18 protein-coding genes and 1 pseudogene are annotated in these 23925 nt (G+C 55.6%); 11 read left to right on the top strand and 8 right to left on the bottom strand.

Annotated elements, in window-relative coordinates; genetic code table 11:
• Window positions 1-321: 321 nt before the first annotated feature.
• Window positions 322-1299, bottom strand: coding sequence for an NAD(P)-dependent oxidoreductase (locus tag WC370_10500; protein MFA5309896.1), 978 nt, complete (start codon window positions 1297-1299; stop codon window positions 322-324).
• Window positions 1300-1374: 75 nt separating this feature from the next.
• The gene (locus WC370_10505; GenBank protein MFA5309897.1) at window positions 1375-2532 is read right to left on the bottom strand and encodes an MFS transporter; all 1158 of its coding nucleotides are present in this window, start codon (window positions 2530-2532) and stop codon (window positions 1375-1377) included.
• A 247-nt stretch (window positions 2533-2779) separates the two neighbouring features.
• On the opposite strand from WC370_10505, the gene WC370_10510 reads away from it, so the two are divergent.
• The 5 genes from WC370_10510 (at window position 2780) to WC370_10530 (ending at window position 8641) form a co-directional block, all read left to right on the top strand.
• Window positions 2780-4183, top strand: a complete 1404-nt coding sequence (locus WC370_10510) for a 3-oxoacyl-[acyl-carrier-protein] synthase III C-terminal domain-containing protein (protein ID MFA5309898.1) — start codon at window positions 2780-2782, stop codon at window positions 4181-4183.
• 1 nt (window position 4184) lies between these two features.
• The gene (locus WC370_10515) at window positions 4185-5363 is read left to right on the top strand and encodes an acetyl-CoA acetyltransferase (protein ID MFA5309899.1); all 1179 of its coding nucleotides are present in this window, start codon (window positions 4185-4187) and stop codon (window positions 5361-5363) included.
• A 350-nt stretch (window positions 5364-5713) separates the two neighbouring features.
• Window positions 5714-6433 (top strand): CoA transferase subunit A, encoded by a 720-nt coding sequence (locus tag WC370_10520; GenBank protein ID MFA5309900.1) that lies wholly within the window; start codon window positions 5714-5716, stop codon window positions 6431-6433.
• Window positions 6434-6589: 156 nt separating this feature from the next.
• Window positions 6590-7255: a 3-oxoacid CoA-transferase subunit B gene (locus WC370_10525; protein MFA5309901.1), complete on the top strand. Its 666-nt coding sequence runs from the start codon at window positions 6590-6592 to the stop codon at window positions 7253-7255.
• 654 nt (window positions 7256-7909) lie between these two features.
• Entirely contained in the window at window positions 7910-8641 is a 732-nt protein-coding gene (locus WC370_10530) for an SDR family oxidoreductase (GenBank protein MFA5309902.1), read from the top strand.
• Window positions 8642-9421: 780 nt separating this feature from the next.
• Here WC370_10530 and WC370_10535 read toward each other — a convergent pair.
• Window positions 9422-10897, bottom strand: coding sequence for a CoA-binding protein (locus WC370_10535; protein MFA5309903.1), 1476 nt, complete (start codon window positions 10895-10897; stop codon window positions 9422-9424).
• A 138-nt stretch (window positions 10898-11035) separates the two neighbouring features.
• Here WC370_10535 and WC370_10540 point away from each other — a divergent pair, with 138 nt between their 5' ends.
• Both WC370_10540 and bfr read left to right on the top strand, forming a co-directional pair.
• Entirely contained in the window at window positions 11036-12337 is a 1302-nt protein-coding gene (locus tag WC370_10540) for a LemA family protein (GenBank protein ID MFA5309904.1), read from the top strand.
• 171 nt (window positions 12338-12508) lie between these two features.
• On the top strand, window positions 12509-12976 hold the full coding sequence (gene bfr, locus WC370_10545; protein MFA5309905.1) for a bacterioferritin: 468 nt from the start codon (window positions 12509-12511) through the stop codon (window positions 12974-12976).
• 204 nt (window positions 12977-13180) lie between these two features.
• Here bfr and WC370_10550 read toward each other — a convergent pair whose 3' ends face one another.
• The 5 genes and pseudogenes from WC370_10550 to WC370_10570 form a co-directional block, all read right to left on the bottom strand.
• On the bottom strand, window positions 13181-13519 hold the full coding sequence (locus WC370_10550; protein MFA5309906.1) for a hypothetical protein: 339 nt from the start codon (window positions 13517-13519) through the stop codon (window positions 13181-13183).
• Window positions 13520-13969: 450 nt separating this feature from the next.
• Window positions 13970-14407, bottom strand: coding sequence for a response regulator (locus tag WC370_10555; protein ID MFA5309907.1), 438 nt, complete (start codon window positions 14405-14407; stop codon window positions 13970-13972).
• Window positions 14404-14790: a response regulator gene (locus WC370_10560; protein MFA5309908.1), complete on the bottom strand. Its 387-nt coding sequence runs from the start codon at window positions 14788-14790 to the stop codon at window positions 14404-14406. The genes WC370_10555 and WC370_10560 overlap by 4 nt, the downstream gene beginning before the upstream one ends.
• The gene (locus tag WC370_10565; protein ID MFA5309909.1) at window positions 14777-16399 is read right to left on the bottom strand and encodes a PAS domain S-box protein; all 1623 of its coding nucleotides are present in this window, start codon (window positions 16397-16399) and stop codon (window positions 14777-14779) included. Before WC370_10565 ends, WC370_10560 begins: the two co-directional genes overlap by 14 nt.
• Before the next feature lie 768 nt (window positions 16400-17167).
• A pseudogene (locus WC370_10570) lies at window positions 17168-18299 on the bottom strand (IS3 family transposase).
• 286 nt (window positions 18300-18585) lie between these two features.
• Between WC370_10570 and ppk1 the strand changes: the two are divergent.
• The 4 genes from ppk1 to WC370_10590 are packed head-to-tail and all read left to right on the top strand — an operon-like array spanning window position 18586 to window position 23723.
• A complete protein-coding gene (ppk1, locus tag WC370_10575) occupies window positions 18586-20793 on the top strand; it encodes a polyphosphate kinase 1 (GenBank protein ID MFA5309910.1) in 2208 nt (735 codons plus the stop codon).
• Window positions 20794-20809: 16 nt separating this feature from the next.
• Window positions 20810-21406: a hypothetical protein gene (locus WC370_10580; GenBank protein ID MFA5309911.1), complete on the top strand. Its 597-nt coding sequence runs from the start codon at window positions 20810-20812 to the stop codon at window positions 21404-21406.
• The gene (locus WC370_10585; GenBank protein MFA5309912.1) at window positions 21403-22131 is read left to right on the top strand and encodes a metallophosphoesterase family protein; all 729 of its coding nucleotides are present in this window, start codon (window positions 21403-21405) and stop codon (window positions 22129-22131) included. Before WC370_10580 ends, WC370_10585 begins: the two co-directional genes overlap by 4 nt.
• Complete coding sequence (locus WC370_10590; GenBank protein MFA5309913.1) at window positions 22128-23723, top strand: CHAD domain-containing protein; 1596 nt, start codon at window positions 22128-22130, stop codon at window positions 23721-23723. Before WC370_10585 ends, WC370_10590 begins: the two co-directional genes overlap by 4 nt.
• Window positions 23724-23925 lie beyond the last annotated feature (202 nt).

Here is a 23925-nt window from a genome sequence, read left to right on the forward strand (position 1 = left end):
CACCAATCATTTGCACTTTCTCATCCATGGCACAGGTCTCTTTCCAAGGCATCGGCGCACCTCCACCAATACCTTATCTGTAACCCATGTGCCCGGTCTATTTTGTTACCATTGTACCCGGTCTGTATCTCCATCGTCCCTCTCTGCCAGCGGAGAGGGAGCCGGAGGAAAAGGTAAGGGGTATCCCGCCCTAACCACACTATCCTCAAACTTCACCAATCCATCGTCCCTCTCCCTGCCAGCGGAGAGGCTTGCCCGCCGGAGCTTTAGCGCAGGTGGGGATAAGAGGAAAAGGGGTAAGTCCCCTCTTCCACCTAATCTCTATCCCCTTATCTTCTCCATCCCCGCCTCCAGCCGCGCGTCGTTGATGTGGATTAACACCGCTTTCTCTATCGGCATACAGCTGAACCCGAAGTCCTCCGTGGCCCGTTTTTCGCTCACCAGCCACGGCAGGCCGAACTTGCCTTCACTGTCCATCATCGGCTCGTTGCCGAAAGTTATCTTCGCGTCCGGGATGTATTTTTTCACCACCGCCGCCAGGTCCCGCGGGCTCTTGGCCGGCCCGCCCACATTATAGACCGGGTGCGGGGATTTATCCGCTTTAATCAGCCGCTTGGTGATTTCTCCCAGGTCGTCCGCGGACACCAGCGAGCAAAGCCCGTTGCCGTCCCCTTTCATGGAGAAAGGCTTGCCTACCGCGCAGTTGGATGGCATATCGGACCAGTATTGCGCCGGGGACCTTCCCCCGTGCCCGTACCCTATGGTCGGGCGCAGGCCGGTGAAGCTCATGCCGTACTGCTGGGTATAGTCGTCCGCCATTATCTCGGCGTATTTTTTGCACACGGCGTAGGAGTGCGTCGGGTTGTTCTGGTCGTCCTCGGTGACCTCACGCATCCCGTACATCGCCTGGGGGCCGTACACCGTCTCGGAGCTGGCATAAACCACGCGCTTGGCTCCCATCAGCCTGGCCGCCTCGAAGGCGTTGCTCATGCCCATCACGTTTACCTTGGTCACCAGCCGCGGGGCCACCGGCACGTTTTGCGCCACCATGATGAAGGCCCAGTTTATCACGCGGTCGATGTTGTATTTCTGCATGACGCTCAGGATATCTTCAATCTCCGTCACGTTGCCGGAAACAAAGTGGAATTTGCCGGCGTATCGTTCTATCGACTTTATAAACCAGTCTTTGGGGGGTGCCATGTCCATGGAGACCACGGTCTTTATCTCCGCGTCCTCCAGTAGTGCCTTTACCGTCTTCCTCCCGAAGAGCCCGCTGCCGCCCATCACCAGTACGTTCATGTTTATCCTCCTTATAACTATCGTCCAAAGCCAATATATCGCTAACCTGCGCGTGTGTCAAACCCGTTTATTTGTTTAAACCTTTCTTAATCTGGGTATGAAAGCCAGGAAACAGGCGCTCAGGAGGATAAGCGCTGCCGCGAACCCCCCTATGGCCCACTGCACGCCTACGCCCTCGGACAAAATCCCCACGAAGAACGTCCCCAGCCCGCTCAGTCCCTGGTTCATCATCAGGATGCTCATTACCCTGCCAAGGTAATCGGCGTTTGTCAGCGCCTGTAGCGCCACCACCAGCGCCGTTGAATGCACCGCCTGCCCCACCCCCACCACGAACATCGCCGCCAGTGATAGCGGCCAGGAGTGCGATGCGGCCAGCACTACCAGCCCCATCCCCGCCACCATGCCCCCGCCGAGTACCAGGTAGCCGCGCCTGCGGTTGGGCATCGAGGCCAGCACCAGCGATGCCGCCAGCGCCCCCACCCCGGATACCGCCTGGAGTATGCCCAGCCCGGTGGCGTCTATTTTGAGGATGGTATCCGTGAATATCGGCAGCATCATCTGGTAGGGCATGAAAAGTACGATGTAGAAAATGGCGTACACCAGGATGAAGAAGATGGTGCGCTGGCTCCAGATATAGGCCAGCCCCTGCCCGGCCTCGCCCAGCGTGCTGCGCGTATGTACTGACGGTTTGTGCGTGGACGGGATAAAAGCGGTGAGAATGACCGCCTCCAGGTACAGCCCCGCCATGATGTAAAATACCCCCGCGAACCCGATACTGTCGATGAGGAAGCCGGAAAGCGCCAGGGCTATCAGCCGGAAGATGTTGGTGCCCATCGTATTCAGCGCCAGGGCGTTCATTACCGTTTCCTTGCCCACCAGCTCCGGGATGATGGCCTGGCGCGCCGGGACTGATACTGCCGAGAAGATGCTCTGTATCACGGAGGTTACCATCAGCACCCACCAGGAGCCGGGGTGCGCCTCGCTCATGTAGCCGGTCGTTATGGATATCCCCACCGCCAGCGCCATGGCTCCCGCCGCCACCTGCCCTATCTGAATCAGCCGCCTTTTCGGGAACCGGTCGGCCATCGTCCCCCCCACCAGGAAGAGCAACATCTGCGGTATCGCCGTGGCCAGCGCCAGGACGCCCAGGATGGTGGCGGAATCCGTCAGCCGGTAGACCAGCAGCGACTGCGTCACCATGAGCATGCTCATCGCCGCCCACTGCCCCATCATCCCGAAGAAGTAGAAGCGGAAAGGCGTGCTTTTAAATGAGTCCAGTGTTTTGATATTACGCAGGAAAATGGCCGTCTCTCTCTTTTTTTGTTTTTTGCTGATGGGATAACTATATTATCCCGCATCAGCCGGTAAAAAATCCATTAGCCCTTTTCTTTTGACATTCTCCGCCTTCAAACATTAAACTTGAATGGGAGTTTTTTTAATATTTAGCCTATCATTTTTTATCTTTTTCTGAAAGGAGTCTATGTCAGGTATCTTATCCTACGGGGCTTATGTACCCCTCCGCCGCCTGGGCGCCGGTGCCCGGAGTGAAAAAGCGGTGGCTAACTGGGACGAAGACAGCCTCACGCTGGCCGTGGCGGCGGCGACTGACTGTCTTGCTGGTATTGGACGGGATAAAGTGGACGGGCTGTATTTTGCCACCACCACCCCCCCCTACGCCGAAAAGCTGGCGGCTACTACCGCCGCCTGGGCGATTGATTTACGGCGTGATATTTTAACGGCGGACGTGACCGACTCTCTAAGGGCGGGGACCGCCGCTCTCAAAATGGCCCTCGATACGGTAAAAGCGGGGTCGGGTAGAAGCATACTGGTGACCGCCTCTGACCTGCGTATGGGCAGCGGCAACCTGGATGGCGGTTTCGGGGACGGCGCCGCCGCTTTCCTGGTGGGTGATAAAGACGTCATCGCGGAGATAGAGGGCTCTTACTCCCTCTCCAACGAGTTGCTGGATGTGTGGCGGGCCGGCGGCGCTAAAACGGTGCGCTCCTGGGAAGACCGCTTCGTGTTTGAGGAGGGCTACCTGAAAGTCCTGCCCCAGGCGGTAAAAAACTTTTTTGAGAAATATAAACTCTCGGTTAAAGACATCGATAAACTGGTTTTATACGGGCCGGACCTGCGCCGCCACCGCCAGATGGTGGGTGAGCTGGGCTTCAAACCGGAGCAGGTGCAGGACGCCTTCTTTGATAAGTTGGGCAACACCGGCACCGCTTTCGTTCCGATGCTGCTGGTGGCCGCCCTGGAAGACGCCAAGCCCGGTGATAGAATCCTGGTGGCGGCCTACGGCGACGGCGCTGATATCCTGCTCCTGAAAGTGACGGATAAAATCAAAAATGTATCCGGCAAGTGGGGCATGAAGCGCAGCCTGGCTTCCCGGATGATGCTGCCCGGCCTGGCGGATTATCAGGCCTACCGCGCCTTCGCCTCTTCTGACCCGGAGCAGTTCGGCGGGGCCTCGGCCTCCGTTATCGCCCGGGAGCGGGATGAAATCTATGCCCTGCACGGCGTTAAGTGCTTGACCTGCGGCACCGTCCAGTACCCGCCGCAGCGTATCTGCACCAGGTGCCACACTAAGGATAACTTTGAGCCTTACTCCTTCGCGGATAAAAAGGGTAAGGTCTTTACCTTTACTTTAAAGTACGGCGGCGATATTCCCGGGTTCGCCCGCCCCATGGTGGACACTATGGTTGATTTTGAGGGTGGCGGCCGGGCGCTCTTCGGCATGACGGACATGGTTGCGGACAAGGTGACGGTCGGCATGGACGTTGAGATGAGCTTCCGGACGCTCGGTGCGGGCGGTGGCATCCGCAATTACTTCTGGCGCTGTATGCCGCCCCGCTCAAGCTGGCCCGGGAAGGAGACGAAATAAGATGGAAAGCATTAAAGATAAAGTAGCTATCATCGGCATGGGCTGCACCAAGTTCGGTGAAAACTGGGAGAAAAGCGCTGAGGACATGATGGTGGACGCCGCGTCCGAGGCCTGCCAGGACGCCGGCATGGACATGAAAGAAATTCAGGCCGTCTGGTTCGGCACCACCCGCCTCAATACCGCCGAGCCCTGCGCCACCGCGCTCAAGCTGGACTACGTTCCGGTGACCCGCGTGGAAAACCTCTGCGCCACCGCCACGGAAGCCCTGCGCAACGCCTGCTTCGGCATCGCCTCCGGCGTCTATGATGTCGTCCTCGCTATCGGGGTGGAAAAGCTTAAGGACCAGGGCATGGGCGGTCTGGGCACGGTCAGCGGCGCCGGCGGCAACGGCACTTTGGAGTGGGGCATGGCTGCCGCCATGTTCTTCGCCCGCATGGCTACCCGCTACATGGCGCATTACGGCCTCACTTACGAGGAACTTAAACAGACCCTGGCCAAAATATCGGTGAAAAACCATCACAACGGCACGCTCAACCCGCGGGCGCATTTCCAGCGGGAAATCACCGAGGAAATGGCCATCAACGCGCCGATGGTCTCCTGGCCCCTCGGGCTTTATGACGCCTGCGGCGTCAGTGACGGCTCCGCCTGCGCTATTCTCTGCCGGGCTGACCTGGCCAAGAAGTTCCGGGACGACTATGTTCTGGTCAAGGGGCTGGGTCTGGCGGTAGGGGCGCGGCAGGGCTATTTGCAGCCGGAGTACGATATGGTGCATATGGAGGAAACGGTGCGCGCCAGCAAACAGGCTTATGATATGGCGGGCATCAAGGACCCCTTCAATGAAATAGACCTGGCGGAAGTCCACGATTGCTTCAGCATCACGGAAATGGTCATTATGGAAGACCTGGGCTTTTGCCCCCGCGGCAAGGCCCCGGAATACGTTAGGAATGGCACCTTTGCCCTCGATGGCAAACTGGCCGTTAACCCGGACGGCGGCCTCAAGAGCTTCGGGCACCCCATCGGCGCCAGCGGCCTGCGCATGGTCTATGAAATCTATAAACAGATGCAGGGCAAAGCCGGCCCGCGCCAGCGCAAGAATCCCACTCTGGGCCTGACCCATAACTTCGGCATGAACCCGGGCAGCGGCATCGGCAGCGTTACCATTCTCGGCCAGCGTGACTAAAATTGTCATTCTGACCCCGATGCAATCGGGGGAAGAATCTCGGGGTGGGGGGTGGCTTGTTACTTGAAACTTAACACAATCATCCCCCCTCTCCAAGAGGGAGAGGGGGCAGGCCCCTTGCCTGCCCGCCGGAGCTTCAGCGCAGGTGAGGACACAGAGGAAGAAGGGTCGGCTTCCCCTTCACTCTTTGCAAAAGAGAGATAAAATAAGGGCTTATGCTAATAATTGTGCGTCGTATATGACATCGTCTCCCTTTGAAAAAGTCGAAGATTCCGATGAAATCGGAAGGAATAAGAGAGGGATTTTCTAACCCCACTTGAAACTTGTTACTTACTCGTTAGGAGGCCTTAATGATCAATAAAGTAGTCCCAGGCTTTGATGCAGCCGTCGCGGATATCTTTGACGGCGCCGTTATCTTTATGGGCGGCTTCGGGCCGGCCAACGGTACCCCCAGCAATCTGTTGCGCGCGCTGGTAAAACAGGGCGCTAAAAACCTCACCCTGGCCGCCAATACCCCCGGCTACGGCCGCGCCCCGGAGGGCAGCCAGGCTTTCCGTAAGACCCCCCCCAACTATGATGACGGCGGTATGCTTATCCAGAGCGGCCAGGTAAAAAAGGTTATCTGCGCTTTTCCGGGCGTCAGCCGCCCCGGTATGCTCTCCCCCCTCCATGAAAAGTGGGAAGCCGGGGAGCTGGAGGTGGAAATGGTGCCCCAGGGCACCCTGGCGGAACGCATTCGCGCCGCCAAGGCGGGTGTCGGGGCGTTTTTTATCCCCACCGGCGCCGGCACCGTTATGGAAGAGGGTAAGGAAAAGCGGGTCATTGACGGCCGCGAGCATATTCTGGAATACCCCCTGAAAGCGGACTTCGCCCTGGTGCGGGCCTACCGCGCCGACCGCTATGGCAACTGTGTCTATCAGGGTACTTCCCGCAACTTTAACTCCGTCATGGCCGGCGCCGCTAAAGTCACCATCGTTGAGGTGGATGAGCTGGTGGAGCTGGGCGCCATCGACCCCGAGATTATCGTTACGCCCGGCATCTACGTGAACCGGATAGTGGTGAGAAAATAGCGCCTCTCCCTTTGGTAAAGTCGAAGATTCCGATGAAATCGGAAGGAGACGGGAGAGGGTTTTTTAACAATAAATCGTCCCTCTCTGTCGACGGAGAGGGATAAGAGGAAAAGGTTGGGGTTACTGTAGACTGTTAGCTACTCTAAGGAGACTGTTATGAAAGAAAGACTTGACGACCAGACGATGGCCCTGCGCGTGGCCAAAGAGTTTCAGGATGGCATGATTATCAACCTGGGCTTCGGTATTCCCACGCTGGCGGCCAATTTTATACCGGAAGGCATCGAGGTTATGTTTCACGCGGAGAACGGCTGCCTTGGCTATGGCCCCATGCCCACCCGGGTGGAGGACGAGGACTTCCACCTGGTGAACGCCACCGGCCAGTTCGCCACCCGCAAGCCCGGTATGTGCTTTTTCGACCATGCGGAGAGCTTTACCATGATTAGAGGTCGCCATATCGACCTTTGTGTCCTGGGCGCCATGCAGGTTTCGGAGAAGGGCGATATCGCCAACTGGACGATTCAGCTGGGCCGCCTGGGCAATATCGGCGGTGCGATGGATCTGGCCTTCGGCTCCCACCACCTTATCGCCGTGATGACCCATACCACTAAAAACAACGAGCCCAAGCTCTTAAAGGAATGTACCTATCCCCTGACCGCCCCCCATTGCGTCGACCTTATTGTCACGGATATCTCCGTTATCGAGGTCACGCCGGACGGCCTGCTCTTGAAAGAGACCGCCCCCGGCTGGACCGCCGCCGACGTGCAGGCGCTCACCGGGCCCAAACTAATAATTTCTAAAAATTTGAAACAGATGGAGCTTTAACAATAGCATAGCCGCCATCTCCCCTCCCTCTCCCTGCCAGCGGGGAGAGGGATAAGAGGGAGATGGGTTCGTCTTAACCATCCCGGTGCAAACCGGGATCCAGGTACTCCGGCTTGATAAAATCAAGGGAAAGGAAAATATCCTCTTGCCTCATCCCGCTCACCCTGAGTGAGCGACTTTGTCGCCATCCCGCACCGATTCGTACCTCATCCGGTGTCCCGCATGACCATAGGGAATCGGGACTTGTCGAAGGGTCCACCGCCGGCTTTAGTCCGGGTTTCCCCGGGGACCGGAATCAGGGGTGGAGGGGAGTGGCTTGCTACTTGATAAATCATCCTCCCTCTCCCTGCCAGCGGGGAGAGGCTTGTCCGCCGGAGCTTTAGCGCAGGTGGGGATAAGAGGGAGAGGGGTTAGGTCCCTTGCCTGCCCGCCGGAGCTTCAGCGCCGGCGGGGGGATACAGAGGGAGAAGGCTCGGCTTTCCCTTCACTCTTGGCAAAAGAGAGATAATAATAAGGGCTTATGCAAATAATTGTGCGTCGTATATGACATCGTCTCCCTTTGAAAAAGTCGAAGATTCCGATGAAATCGGAAGGGATAAGAGAGGGATTTTCTAATCCCACTTGAAACTTGTTACTTAACTGAAGGAGGTCACTATGGGTCAACTGGACGGTAAAGTAGCCATCGTCACCGGCTCGAGCCGCAGCATGGGTAAAGCCATCGCTATCGCTTTCGCTAAAGAGGGGGCCGGCCTGGTGCTCGCGGCCCGCGGCGCCGAGGGGCTCAATGCCACCGCGGCGGCTATCAAAGCCCTGGGCAGGGAGGTGGAGGCCGTGCCCACCGACGTGCAAATCGAAGCGGAGATTGATAACCTCTTCAAAAAGACCATGGAGCGCTTTGGCCGGCTGGACATTCTGGTCAATAACTCCGGCGTCTTTTACGGCGGCCCTATCGACAAAATCGCCACCAAAGATTGGGATGCCGTTATCGCCACCAATTTGCGCGCCCCCTTCCTCTGCACCCGGGCGGCCTTTGGCATTATGAAAGCGCAGGGCGGGGGCCGCATTATCAATATCGGCAGCATCTCCGCCTCGCGTGTCCGCCAGGGCAACGCGCCCTATTCCAGCGCCAAGTTCGGGCTGGTGGGGCTTACCCACACCACCGCCCTGGAAGGCCGGGAGTTCAACATCACTTGCGGCATCCTCCACCCCGGCAACGTCGCCCGTGATAATGACCCCCCCGGCAGTGACGGCTGGGCTAAAGAGCCCAAGATGTCTCAGGAAGAAATTGCCGCCGCGGCGCTCTTTATGGCCTGCCAGCCGCCCCACGTCAACGTCCTGGAAATCATCCAGATGCCCAAAGACCAGCTATATCTTGGCCGGGGATAGTTCCCCCCAACTACTAATTACAAATTACGAACTACTTATTACCCCTCCCTCTCCCTGTAAACGGGGAGAGGGATAAGAGGGAGAGGGGTTCGTCTTAACCATCCCGGTGCAAACCGGGATCCAGGTACTCCGGCTTGATAAAATCAGGGGAAAGGAAAATATCCTCTTGCCTTATCCCGCTCACCCTGAGTGAGCGACTTTGTCGCCATCCCGCACCGATTCGTACCTCATCCGGTGTCCCGCATGACCATAGGGAATCGGGGCTTGTCGAAGGGTCCACCGCAGCTTTAGTCCGGGTTTCCCCGGGGACTGGAATCAGGGGTGGCAGGGAGTGGCTTGTTACTTGCCACTTAGCGGTTGATAAATATCCTCCCTCTCCCTGTAAACGGGGAGAGGCTTGTCCGCCGGAGCTTTAGCGCAGGTGGGGATAAGAGGGAGAGGGGTCAGGTCCCTTGCCTGCCCGCCGTAGCTCCAGCGCCGGTGGGGGGGACACAGGGGGAGAGGTAAGCACTCCTAACTCCCAACTACAAATTACTAATTACTTCCTCGCACTCCGCGTCACCATCCCCTTCCTTTTTCCCCTTTAACCCTCTATACTGTTAACTATCAACTGTAAACTGTTTACTCACTTAACATAAATAAAAAACAAATCCCAGGATTTCGTAGCTGATTTAACATAAAACAAATAACAAATGGTTACGTATAAATCGTACGTAAGGGAAAGAAAAAAAATTAAAAAAACAAATGCGGCGCCGTCCCGGCTAAAAGGCTGCTGCCGGTCTAGCTCTCCAGGTACTTCCGGTATCCCGCCAGGTAGCGCAGTACCCTGGCCGCGCGGCGGGGATGGGTGTATTCCGGTATCGTCACTTTAGGCGGTGCGGACGGGTTATTCGGCTCCGCCGCGAAGTAGACCATCATCCGCCGGATATATACCAGCGCCTTGTCGTGGTTTTTCATCTGCTGGTAAAGGACCGCCTGGCTTTTCTCGTTCTCCAGCTGGATGGCGCGTATCTGCTCCTGGCTGAAGGTTATCCCCGGTCCGGGCGGGAAGACCATCGGCGGCAGTAGGGAGATGATGCTGTCCACGTTCTTGTCTTCCAGCAGGGCCTGCAAACAGGCGTCGCCTATGTTGTCCTTGCCCCCCGGCCGCACCCCCACCATGTCCACGGGGTTTCCGGGCGACCACCTCGGCGGCAGTATCGCGGCCAGTTTCTTCAGCGTGCGCGGCTCCAGGGTGGCTATTTCCAGCCCTTCCTTCTCGCAGTCCTCGGCGGTCACTACCCCGAACCCCCCGCCCATGGTGAGTATCGCTATCCGGTTGCCGCGCGGTAATGGCAGGTTGCTCAGGGCGATGGCCGTATCGCAGAGCGCTTCCTCGTCCTCCACCCGGATTACCCCCGCCTGCCGGAAAGCCGCCGTGTAGATGGCGTCCGCGCCGGCCAGCGTGCCCGTGTGTGACCTGGCTGCTTTGGCCGCGGCCGCGGTGGAGCCGGACTTCATGGCGATGATGGGTTTATTCCTGGTTATTTCCCGGGCGAGCTCGTAGAAACGCCGGGCTTCCCTTAGTCCTTCTATATATACCGCGATTATGCGTGTGTCTTCGTCCTTGGCCAGGTATTCCAGGTAGTCTTCCATCCGCAGGTCGGCTTCGTTGCCGGTGCTGACGAACTTGCTTAACCCGATGCCCCGGCTGGCCGCTATCTGCATGATGCTGGCGCCCAGGGTGCCGCTCTGGCTTAGCAGCGCCATCCCCCCCGCCGGTATCGTCCCCGCGAACCCTATGCTGGATACGTGCGTGTGCAGGTCGGCGTGGCCGTTGCAGTTGGGGCCGGTAAAGCGTATCCCCGCCTCCCGCGCTATCGCCTTCACCTCGGCTTCCAGCTTGGCGCCGTGCTCGTCCACCTCGGCAAACCCCGCCGATATGATGACCGCGGCTTTTACCTTCTTCTCCGCTAATTGGCGGAAAACGGAAGGCACCGCCGCCGCCGGCACCACCACTATAGCCAGTTCCACCGGGCCGGGTATGTCCAGCACGCTCTTGTAGGCTTTTACCCCCGCCACCTCCGCCTCGTTGGGATTGACGGGGTAGGCTTTACGGTCGGGTTTGGCTTTGACCGCGTCGAGCGCGGCCTTCATGGCGTCGTAGCCCCAGGAGCCTGCCGCCCCTTTGGCGCCGATTACCGCGATGGAGTCCGCCGCGAAAAGTGAGTGCCAGAAATCGTTGTTTTTTGGTGTTAATGAGTTTAAGGAATTCATCGGTACTCTTCTATTATAAAGTATCTTCGCCCGAATATGAAATCCCGCCGTATTTACCCTCGGTGGCTGGTGTCGGCGCTCCTTTGACCCGTCCCCGTTTTTGTTCTATTATTGATTGATGTTATCGGGAGTTTGCCGGTGTTGATATTGATTTTGTGCGGTCTGGTGGCCCTCGGCTGTCTGGTCGGCGGGTTCCGCACCCTGCGTAAGAAGCGCCTCGTCGATGACCTCCCCACCTCGAAGACCCGGGGTGTGTTCATCGGCATATCCGAGCTTAAGGGCACGGCGGAGAGCGATGCCCCCTTGACCAGCTTTCTGGCCGGCGTGCGCTGTGTGTACTATTCCTGGCAGGTGGAAGAGCAGTGGTCCCGGGTTGTTACCACCACCAGCACCGACGCCAAGGGGAACACCCACGTCAGCACTCATACGGAGACCGGCTGGACTAAAGTGGCCCACGGCGGTGAGTCCATGTCTTTCTACCTCCAAGACGATACCGGTATCCTGCGCATCGTGCCGGAAGGCGCCAGGATAAACGGCGTTACCACTCTAAGCAAGACCTGCTCCCCCGGTGATGTCCTGTATTACGGGAAAGGCCCCGCCGAACAGATTGCCAACTCCACCCATAAACGGCGCTTTAGTGAGACCGCCCTGCCCCTGCATACCATGCTCTACGTCATGGGACAGGCGCGGGAACGCTCGGACATCGCCGCCGCGGAAATCGCCGCTGACAAGAACGCCGCCATGTTCCTCATTTCCACCCGCACGGAGAAGCAAATCAGCGCCGGTTATCTCTGGGGCATCTGGCTCTGGTTTTTCTTCGGGCTGTGCCTGGCCGTGGGCGGCGCGGTGGGCTCGGAGCTGCTGAAAAGCTCCGGCGCCGGATTGAACGGGCAGCCGGTTATCTGGGCGGTCGTAGGCTTTGCGGTAGCGCTGCTGCTCGGCTGGGTCTGGACGGTCTATAACAGCCTTATCAGCCTCCGCAATATGGTGCGGCGGGGCTGGTCCCAGGTGGATATCCAGCTCAAGCGCCGGTTCGACCTTATTCCCAATCTGGAGAGTATCGTCAAGGGCTATCGCGACTATGAAAGCGGTACGCAGGCGCTGCTGGCGGAGCTGCGCGCCCAGGCGGAGGCTACCCCGCCCGGTGTAGTTGGGGCCGACTTTAAGGGGATTTCGCCGCTGCTGCGGGTGGTTATTGAAAAATACCCCGACCTTAAAGCCAGCGAGTCTTTCCTGAAGCTCCAGCAGGCGCTGGCGGACACGGAGCAGCGCATCGCCCTGGCGCGGGACTATTTCAATAATGTGGCTACTTTCTACAATACCCGGCTTGAGATAGTCCCGGATAGGTTCGTGGCCGCCGTGGCCCGGCTGCGACCGCGCGCTTTGATGAGCGCCGCTGACTTTGAGCGCGCGCCGGTAATCGTTCATCTGGCGGACTGAGTTTAATAAGCCGGGAAAAAACGCCGCCCCTTTTCCCCCCTGAAAACCCCTGTCCGTTACATCTTTTATAAATATGTTATGATTCCCCTGTTGATTTTATAACTATTAGATGTGAAAAATTCCATACTGACTTATACAGTGCCTGTGTAGTATTTCATATAGGAGGCGAATATGAAAGGCGATGCTAAAGTCATAGAGACCCTTAACTCCCTGCTGGCGGATGAGCTGACGGCCATCAACCAGTACATGGTGCATGCGGAAATGTGTGAAAGCTGGGGTTACGAGAAACTCGGCGGCGTAATCCAGAAAAGGGCCGTCGATGAGATGAAACACGCGGAAAAGCTCATCGGGCGTATCCTGTTTCTGGAAGGTATTCCCATCGTCAGCGAGCTGAGAAAGATGCACATCGGCGCCGATGTCCCCAAGATGTTCGCCGGCGATCACGGCCTGGAGGCTGATGCCATCAAATCCTACAACGCCGCCATCGCTTTATGTGGCGATGTCCGGGACTTTGCCACCCGCGAGATTCTGGAAGGCATCCTCAACGACGAGGACCGGCATATCGACGGCATCGAGGAAATCCAGGACGAGGTTGGCCAGATGGGCATACAGGTGTTCCTGTCCACCCAGGTAAAATAAAAAACCTTTCAGCCTGATAGCCCGGCTAAAAGGTAAAATGGTTGAGCGGGGGGATTTTGCCCCCCGCCCCTCCCGTTAAAAATGTCCGTGTTTATTTCCGCTGCCGTCCGCCCTGCTTCGTTACCGGAGACATTTTGGCGAAGCAGGTGACGGTATTGCCGTTCTTCAAGAATGGATATACTTCAGTTAAAATCCCCGGGTGATTTACTTGAATTCCGGCGCGTTCTCGATGAATGTTTTCACTTCGTCTACCATGGCTTTGTAGTTGCCCCGCATGAACAGCGCGTACCACAGGCCGGCAAACATAAGTGTCAGCAGCATCGATGGTATGATATCCACAAAGTTGAAGCTTGTCTTTCCGTCCTCCTGCTTCAGCTTGACTGCCACCCCTACAAAGCTGTTCTTTTTAATTACGAAATCTCTGATACCGCCGGCACGGTTCCACTTGTAGACGTCATATTTACCGGAGAACCCTTTCTGGAATATACCCATCGCTGCCTGGGCGGTCAACTCCGGCTTGTGTTTTATCGTTGCTATTGTCACAAAAGCCTCCTTCACTAAATTACGCGGCCGGCCTTCCCGCGCTTAACTTTGTCCATTATATTGATTATTGCCCTGGAAAGCAAAAACAGCCGGCGTTTGGATTCCGGCCATCTTGTCTGGGCAAATAAATAGCTGACGTTGTTTCTAAACGAAGCTATACCTGAAGGTGGAGTATCCTCAGCTAAAAAGGTGTTTGCTACTTGTTACTTAGGGTGGTAGGGGCCTGGTGGAGATAGGGGGACTCGAATCCCCGACCTTCCCGATAGAATCGGGACGCTATCGCTCTTGCATTCTGATTGTTGGCATTAGTGCTGTCGCCGCTTTTAAGTAAAATAGATTAATGTGACCTGGACTGAATAATCCGGATAATAGTGACCGTGCTGCGCTTTCTGCTTGATTGTTGCCTCGGCCATCATTCCGGGTTGTGGCGGCTGCCTTGGGCGATTATCTTTACACGCCTGCCATTGCCATCACTGTATCGAGGATAACCGTTGGTCCGGCTTCTTTATTGAGAAAGAGAAGCGACTTGGCGAAGTAGCTGTATGCTCCCCCCATATAGGTATTGACAATATCATTTTTGTTATCCGAGGCGGTCAGTATCACTACCGGGATGTCTTTCAGTCTTTCATCCCTTTTAATGTCTTCCAGTATCTCCAGCCCGTTTACCCTGGGGAGCTTGAGGTCCAGGAGGATTATATCCGGCCGGGGATTGGTCTCTCTATCGGTATAAGCGCCGCGGTGATGCAGGAAATCGAGGGCCAGTTTCCCGTCTGTAATCCAGGACAGCCGTGATTTCAGCCTCGCTTTCTGTAGAAACCGTCTCATAAGCACGGCGTGCTCTTTGGTGTCCTCTACCAGCAATATATTTATCTCCCTTTCCCCGGTCATTTTACCTCGCTCCTTTCCAGTATTTTGAGCAGGCGTCTTTTGATTTCTTCACCTGATGCAGGCTTCCTGATATAGGCTATGGCCCCTGCCCTGACAGCTTCAACGATTATATCCGGGTCATCTATGTTCTCCGGCATTAACAAGACCACCACCGCTGAAGGGCAATTTTTTGTTATGGCGCGGACCACGTTGATACCATCAATCCCGTCCAGTTTCAGGTCTATCAAGGCAATATCTGGATTGAAGCTGGCATACTTTCCCAGGGCTTCTTTGCCGTTTTTGGCGATGGCAACGACCTCAAATCCGATTGTTTCCAGCGCATTGGTGAGGAGGGTGCGCGTAAAAGCGGTGCTGTCAGCGAGCAGTATCTTAATCTTGTTCATGGCTATCATCCTTGTCCATGACGGTTGGTTTGGGTAACGTAAAGCACATGGTGGTGCCTTTCTCCGATTGACTTGGCTGCACCCAAATCTTTCCCCCATGCGCTTCAATAATTTTCCTCACAATAGACAAGCCGATGCCGCTCCCTTCCCCATCAGCCGTCCCGCGGTAGAACAGAGTAAAGACCTTTTCCGCCTCGCTCGCGTCAATCCCGGTCCCGTTATCGCGCACGAAGTAGACGATTTCCTTTTCCGAAAGGTAATGACCTACCTCAATCTTCAGGGGGACGGCTTTATCGCGGTACCTGATGCTGTTCTGGATAAGGTTGGTCAGCACCTGCTTTATCCTGGACCTGTCCACGCAAATTCTGGGGAATGACTTGGCGAGGGTAACCGTAGCCCCGCTTTCCGCTATAGAATCGTTTAACTCTGTAATCACTTCTCTGGCTATTTTATCAAAAGAAACATCATCAACCCGCTCTATGAGATGTCCGGAATGGGAATATTCCAGCGTACCATTCAAGAAACCATGCATTCTCTTTACGCCGGACTCAAGCTGCCGGATATCCTCCTGAACGTTTTCTATCCCCATGTTTTGTATGTCTTCCAGGAGCAGGCGGCTGAACCCTTCGATGCTTACCAGCGGGCTTCTCAGGTCGTGAGCGATGCCGTAGCTGAACGTCTCCAGCTCACTGACCTGTGCCTGGAGCAGCCGGCTAAGTCTTTCCTGCTCTTCCTCCGCCCGCTTGCGCTGGGTGATGTCACGGATATCACACTGGATTACTTTTAGATGGTCCACCTCATAAATATGACTGACAAACTCTACTTCCAGCTTCAGCCCGGAGGGGGTTTCCAGTGGCAGCCCTTCATAGTGGACAAATCCCTTCCGCTTCATTTCCAAAAAGGCGTCCTGGTTGGCGATGATATCCTTCAATAATCCCAGTTCCCAGATTGTCATGCCAAGGAATTGTTTATGTGAGAAGCCCAAAAGCTCAATCATAAACGGATTCACGTCAATGATAGCTCCGGTATCAGCATCCAGTACCAGAATACCGTCCCTGGCCGCCTCGAAGAGCCGGCGATACCGCATTTCCGAGGTTTTCAGGGCTTTTTCTATCTGCTCGCGCTCGGTAATGTCCCTGATATTGCACTGAATCACTCTCTGGCGGTTAACCATGTAGACGTTGGAGACAAACTCCACCGCCATTCGGTTTCCGTTTTTGTTTTGCAGCGGCAGGTTCTCGTAACGGACATATCCCTGGCTCTGCAGCTTGTGAAAAGCCCCCTGGCTGGCCTCGATATCTTTGAAAGGGCCGATTTGCCATAGTTCCTTGCCCACAAGCTCCTCAGCGGAATACCCCAACATATCCGTGATATACGGATTAACATCGGTGATTTGCCCGGTGTCCGCATTGAGAATCAATATCCCGTCCTGGGCCGCTTCAAAAAGTCGTCTGTATTTAGCCTCGGAATTTACCAGGGTATGCTCCGCCTTTCGGCGTTCGGTCAACTTACCCCTGGCGGTAATAACCCTGCCCGTACGGACAGACTTATCAGCCAGCTTTTCATTAACACTAAAGATGTCATTGAACGCCTTGAATATCTCGCCCATAACGCCATCCTTGTCTACGGGCAAGCGGACGGAAAAGTCGCCACTTCTGGCAGCCTTGAGTGACTTGAGCAGTAATGTTAGTCTGCTATTGACATTGGTTTCTGGATTTTTTTTCACTCCTTTTAACATTTTTTGCTTCAATCCTCCTCAATAGGGAATGGTATTTCTTCAACGATTATCGTTTCAGTTTTTGCTTTAAGCGTGCTCAGGTCTTCCTCGGTAAACAGCCTGAATCCTCTTCTATCTCTCCGGATTTTGTTCAGTAAACCTTTTTGAATCCACCGCTGGAGAGTAGCTCTGCTAATACCAATCCTTTCACATGTCTCCGTCGCGCTATAAAATAGGTGGTGATTTATTTCTTTGGGCACGATGTGAGTCACCTCGATTTGAGTTGATTCGATACAGGTTGCGAACATAATTTACTAGTAAGGAATCACCGCGGTGTCACAATAAGCAGCAATAAGCTCTCAGACTTATCACATTTAGTTCTATCCGGATGGGCGCCTGGCCTGTGCCGCCAAACACGGTCAGGTTAATTAAATATGTCTTGGAGGCCGAGTGGGGAATAATGGGTAATTGGTAGTTAGTAGTTTGGGGGAAAATGGAGTCAGGGGGATTTCCCTAGGCTGGATCGGGACAAGCGAACCCCTTACCTCCCCGATAAATCGGGACGCTCTCCCTGTTTGGTATTTGTTACTTGGAAATTGGTACTTGGGGTTGGTGAAGTGGTGAGGCAGGGTCTGGTGGAGATAGGGTGTCAATTGACCCTCACCCCAAAGTAGGTACAGCCAATATGAGAGAATTCGGCCTTTCCTGGCCCTCGTGTATTTGACGATAATGCACCGGCGTCAGATTGTCAAGGGAGCTATGAGGCCGCCACTCGTTATATTCCCGACGCCATGATTCGATCTTCTCCCGGGCATCCTCCAGGGATAGAAACCAGTTGGTATTCAGACACTCATCCCGGAAGCTGCCGTTGAAAGACTCGATAAAGGCGTTATCGATGGGTTTCCCCGGCCGGCTGTAATCCAAGGTCACGCCGTTTTCGTAGGCCCACTTGTCAAGCTCTTTCGAGATGAATTCCGGTCCGTTATCGACCTTGATCGAGTTCGGTATTCCTCGGACTATCTTCAATCGATCCATCGTCTGGTCACATCCTCTCCCCTGATATGCTGCCCGACCTCGATGGCCAGGCATTCCCGACTATAATTATCGACTACCGTCAACGACCGGAATCGCCGCCCGTTGAACAGGCTGTCGGTCACAAAGTCCATGCTCCAACTCTCATTTACGCCCGCTGCCGCCGGCAGCTTGATTCGGTGGGCGGCACTGACCCGCCGCTTGGGCCGTTTTGCCCTCAGATTCAACCCTTCTTCACAGTAGATCCGGTACACCCGCTTATGATTGACTTCCCAGCCTTCCCGGCGCAGCAGGACGTGGATGCGTTTGTACCCGTACCTCACCCGAACGGCGGCTATTTCGTTGATCTTCATACGCAAGGGAACCTGCCCATCCCTGGTCGCCCGGTAGCGGTAGACACTGGTGTTGATGTGGATCAGCTGGCAGGTCCGCCGCTCGCTGACCCGGTACTGCTCCTGCAGGAGAGCGACCAGGGTGCGTTTATGAGCAGGCCTCAGAGCTTTCTTGAGAGCACGTCCTGGAGCATGTGCTTGTCGAGCGACAGGTCTGCCACCATCTGCTTCAGACGCCGGTTTTCCTCTTCGAGTTGCTTGAGACGGCGGACCTCGCTGGGACCGAGGCCGCCGTAGAGCTTCTTCCACCGGTAGAAGGTCTGCTCCGCGATGCCCATCTTGCGGATGACCTCCTGTACCGGCGTGCCCGTCTCCGCCTGGCGGAGCGCGAAGGCGATCTGCTCGTCCGTGTAACGTGACTTTTTCATGAATTCCTCCCCGTTTACTTTACCAGATTTCTAACATTTTCCGTGTACCTGTTTTCGGGGGGAAGGTCAAATTTGGTCTTTGTTGCTTGTGTCACCAGGTACACCCGGGTGGCAACAAAACGCCTATCAGATACCCCGGTTCTTTATTGGTGGCATTTCCCATTTTAGATATGCCTGACATTTGTTAATCTAAATTTAATAAATTCCAAACAAAACCCTAACAAAACGCTGGCATAATTTAGATAAATGTTACCGGATGTCATGTAATAACTAGAGCCATGGGGATATGCAAGAAACAGTACCCGTTTTAGCAGAAGTGACCAATACCGACTTACGCGATCCCTCCTTTTACGTTAATCGTGAGATTTCCTGGCTTGAATTCAACCGCCGTGTGCTGGAAGAAGCTCAGGACCCCCTTACCCCCATCATTGAAAAGCTGAAGTTTGCCTCCATTTTTAGCTCCAACCTGGATGAGTACTTCATGGTGCGGGTGGGCAGCCTTTTCCGCGCTCTGGAAGCGGATATTAACGACCATGATGCCAGCGGCCGCACCATTCGTCAGCAGCTTGAGGAAATCGCCGTCAAGGTGCGGGAGCTAATCGGCGAGCAATACAAATGCATCATGGAGGAGATATTCCCCAGGTTGAAGGAAGTGGGCATCTTTCTCCATCGCATCGATGAGCTGGATGAAAAGGAAAGCGCCCGGCTGGACAAGTATTTTGAGGCGCATGTATTCCCCATATTGACGCCCCTCGCCCTGGACGCGGGTCACCCGTTCCCGTTCCTCAGCAACCTGCGCCTTAACCTTATGGTGGTGTTCAAGGAAGCCAGGACACCCAATGCGCCGCAGCCCCATGCCTTCGTGGAGGTTCCTTCCGTTTTGCCGCGGCTGGTGCCGGTTAACATGGAAACGGCCGGCTACCACTTTATCCTGCTGGAAGACCTGATACGCCAGCACATCCGGGTGCTGTTTCCGGGGATGGAAATTAAAGAAACCATCGCTTTGCGCGTGACCCGCAACCATGATTATGACCTTCATGAAGAAGAGGTCATGGACCTGCTTAAGTCCGTGGAATATGAAATCAATGACCGTTCCCACAAGATAGCCGTGCGCCTTGAAATTGAAAAAGATACCCCTAAAAAGACCATGAAAATGCTCGCGGAGCAGCTGGGCGTGGAAGACAGGTTCGTGTATGAGATTAACGGCCCGATTAATATCTGCGACCTGCTGTCTATAATTGATTTACCCGTGGATGCCTGCCATAAAGACCCGCCTTTTAATCCCCGCATCCCCCAGAAACTGGCCGCCAATAAAGATATTTTCGCCATAATCCGCGAGGGTGATATGCTGCTGCACCACCCTTACGATTCCTTCGCGGTGGTAATGGACTTCCTCAATACCGCCGCTGATGACCCCGAGGTGCTGGCCATCAAGCAGACCCTGTACCGCATCGGCAACGATTCCCCGGTGGTCAGCGCTTTATGCCGCGCCGCCGAGAACGGTAAACAGGTAACCGCCGTGGTGGAGCTTAAAGCGCGCTTCGACGAGCAGTATAACATCGACTGGACACGGCAAATGGAGCGTTCCGGCGTTAATATCGTTTACGGCTTCGTGCGCTGGAAAGTCCACTGCAAGGCTACCCTGGTGGTGCGGCGGGAGGGCAAGCATTTGCGGCGCTATGTACATGTTTCCTCCGGCAACTACAACACCATCACCGCCAAGCTATATACGGACGTGGGACTACTTACCTGCGATGCGGAGTTCGGTAATGATGTCTCCGCCCTCTTTAACGTGCTCACCGGCTTCAACTCCTGGAGCAGCGGTGATACCTTCACCGCGGAAACACTGTCTTCCATGTTCCACCGGTTCATGATATCGCCGGTGACCACCCGGAGCACCATGATCGGTCTTATCGAGCGGGAAATCCAGAAATCGTCTCCCAAGACGCCGGGGAGAATTATCTTTAAAATAAACGCCCTGGTGGATAGCCGCATCGTGCGTAAGCTGTACGAGGCATCGCGGGCGGGCGTCCGTATCGACCTGCTGGTCCGGGGCATCTGCTGCCTGCGTCCCGGCGTGGCCGGTATCAGTGATAATATCCGCGTCATCAGCATCCTGGACCGTTTCCTGGAGCACTCCCGGATATACTATTTCCATAACGGCGGCGAACCCGAGATTTACTCCGGCAGCGCGGACTGCATGCCGCGCAACTTCGACCGGCGGGCGGAAATCATCTATCCCATACAGAATACCGACCTCAAGTCCCGCATCATCAATGAAATCCTGATGACCTATCTGAACGATAATGTCAAAGCCCGCTTGATGCAGTCGGACGGCTCCTACGTGCGTCTGAAACCGCCGGAAGGGCAGCCTGCCGTGCGCAGCCAGAGCGCCTTGATAGACATCGCCCGCAGCGGCGGGGTGAAGTCCCGCCCTTATGAAGAGCTGGTCAAGCTGCTCGGTACCAGGAAGATATCTAAAAGATTCAAGTGACGAGGTGAAAGATTAAGTGCCGGCGGCCGCCTTCGATACCACCATGTTAAAGGTCGATGAAATTTCCCGCACTTGTGATAGTGACCCGGGCCATAATGAACAGGTCACCCTGCTTGCCCTGGCCTTTTTCGATGCCCTGGTTCCCCTCCACCACTACGGCGTAGCGGAACGCCGCCTGCTGGAAATAGCCGGCCGGATGCATGATATCGGCTGGTCCCGGACCGTCCTGAAAAAACACCACAAGCTGAGCGGCCAGATGATAATGGAGTGCGATATCCCCGGCTTGGACGATGCTGATAAAACCCTCTGCGCTCTCATCGCCCGCTACCATACCAAAGCATTGCCCAACGCCGCCAGGCACCGGAAATTCGCTTCCCTCTCCCCCCGGCAGCGGGACATGGTGGAATGGCTGGCGGCTATCCTCCGCACCGCCGATGCTTTAGACAGCAGCCACACCAGCGTTATTAAAAAATTAAAGCTGAAAATAGGCGAGGACACGCTGACCATCCAGTTGGAGACCAACGGTGACTGCTGGGATGAAATCCGGCGCGTCCGCCGCAAGCATGACCTCCTCCTGAAAAAAACGGGAAGGAGCATTGTTTACCAGTGTTGACCGCTTTTATTTCAGATATTCACGGTAACCTGCCGGCGTTGCAGGCCGCCGTGGCGGACGCGAAAAAGAAGGGGGCGGCCCGCATTATCTGCGCCGGGGACATCACCGGCTACGGCCCTTTCCCCAGCGAGGTGTGCGGCTACTTGCAGAAAAACAGGATTGCTTCAATCAGCGGTAACTACGACTGCAAGGTGCTGGATGTTATCAGTAACGGTAAATCCGCCGTTGCCCAACTGCAAAAGAAAAAGAGGGCAGTGGTCACCTGGACGGCCAGGCACCTGGAGGATACCGCCCGGCATTATCTGGCTGGCCTGCCGCAGAACCTGGGGCAGGAATTGCCGGACGGGCTTAAGCTGCTGATAGTTCACGGCAGCCTGGCCTCCAACGATGATGATATTTATCCCAGCATCACCGCCGCCGGCCTGGCATCCAAGCTACGCGGGGTGTGCCCGGATATTCTCGTCTGCGGTCACACCCATATCCCCTTCGTGAAAAAGGTGGGAGATATCCTGGTGGTGAACTGCGGCTCGGCGGGGCACCCGGTTGACGGCGACCCCATGCCGTCTTACGCTTTGGTGGTCACGGAACACGGCGCGGCCCGCGCCCGTATCGTCCGCTTTAAGTACGATATCGCTAAAACGGTCACCGCCCTCCGGCAGACCACTCTGCCCCGGGGATTGCAGCGAGACTTCATCGAGGGTACGAAAAGGAGGTTCCTGCAATGAGTGAGACGGTCAAATCCGTGGAAATAGAGCTGAAACTGGTATTGCCCGGCAGCCAGGCGGAGGCGGCGGTTATCGACTTTTTACAGCAAAGCGGCTACGGCGTGGAAAAGATTGCCCCGCTGGATAATATCGATATTTATATGGACACCAGTAATTGGTCGCTGCTGAAGAACAAGCTTTCGCTCAGATACCGCCTGTCCAACAACAAAGCCCTGTATACTATGAAAAGCATCGGCGGTATCGAGGACGGTATCGCCAGGCGGGCGGAGACGGAAATAGAGCTAAAAAGTCTGCCCCACACCCCCACCGGTATTCCGGTGAAGTCGCTCAAAAAACAGGTGGATGAAATCATCTTCCCCAGAAAGTTGATGGAACAGATACTTATCCGCACCAGCCGGCGGCGCTATATGGTTGTCTCTCCGGAAGGGACGCAGTTCGAGATGGCTTTTGACGCCTCCAGTTTTTCCGCCGATGCGGTGTTCAAACCGCGGCGGGCGCCGCGCCTGTACGAGCTGGAAGCGGAGCTTATCAAGGGGAAGGAGCAGGACCTCTCCTCCCTGGCATCGCTCCTGGCCGGCCGTTTCGCTTTCCCGCCCTCCACTGCCTCCAAGCTGGAGTCCGCTATGACGCGCCTCAAGGTGGAGCCGCTGGTTAAAAAAGTGCCGGAAAACCTGAAAATAAAGCTGGACGACCGGCTGGATACCGTGCTGAAAAAGATACTGGCGGTGGAGTTCAACTGGTTCCGGGAGCAGTTGCCCGGCGTTATCACGGATAGGGACCCGGAGTTCGTGCACCAGGCGCGGGTAACCACCCGCCGCATGCGCTCGGCGCTGGTGCTCTTTCATAACGCCCTGCCGGAAAGCACGGTCACCTACTTGGAGGATCGCCTGAAAACGTTCGGGAAGCTCTTCGGCGCCGTCAGGGACCTGGATGTCTTTATCATCAACCTGAACGGCTACCGGGACAAAATCCAGCATTTCCCCGAGGCTAAAAAACAGGCCCTGGAAAGCCTGGTGATAAAACAGCGCCGCGCCCCTCTGAAAGCCCTGAATGAGGCGCTCAACTCCCGCCGCTACCAGAACTTTGAGCGGCGCATGATGCAGTTGATTGACGCACCCCCGTCCGTTGACGACGCCCTCCCCATGTCGGTGAAGCCATTAAGTGAGGTAGCGCCGCAGGTCATCACTCAGAAATTTGAAAATGTAATGGAGCAGAGCCGGAAAACGCTGGCTGGCTCCAGGCTTGACGGGTTTCACTGCCTTAGAATCCAGATGAAGCGGCTGCGCTACGCCTTCGAGTTTATGGCGCCGCCTTATGGCGGTGTTTTTGATGATATTATACGGCGTACCGTGGAGATTCAGGACTGTCTGGGCGCGCTGCAGGATACCGTTTTCAACCAGAAGTTCATCAGAGATATCCTCAAGGAATGGCAGGGCAAGCTGGTGGAGCCTGATTTGATTTTCATCCTGGGTGAGATTTATCAGCTCCAGGGGGAAATAGCGCGGCAGCAACAGGAGCATTTCCAGGAAATATGGCGGAACTTTACCGCGGAGCAGATGGATGATACGCTCCGCAGGATATTCAATAAATAGCCGTTCGTTTAGTTGTCAGTCTGTTTGCCTCCGCCCCGGGATACACATCCCCCTTTTATCCTTTCTTAACCGGAATGTTGTGGGTCTACGATTAGGTCAGTAGACAATTGTTCAGGGATAATGTCAGTTAATGGAAGGACTGACATTGACTACAAAGGAACAGAATAGATTACAGATTCTCAACGGGGTACTAGAAAAGTAT

The organism is Dehalococcoidales bacterium, assembly GCA_041652735.1.
Taxonomy (GTDB): domain Bacteria; phylum Chloroflexota; class Dehalococcoidia; order Dehalococcoidales; family RBG-16-60-22; genus RBG-13-51-18.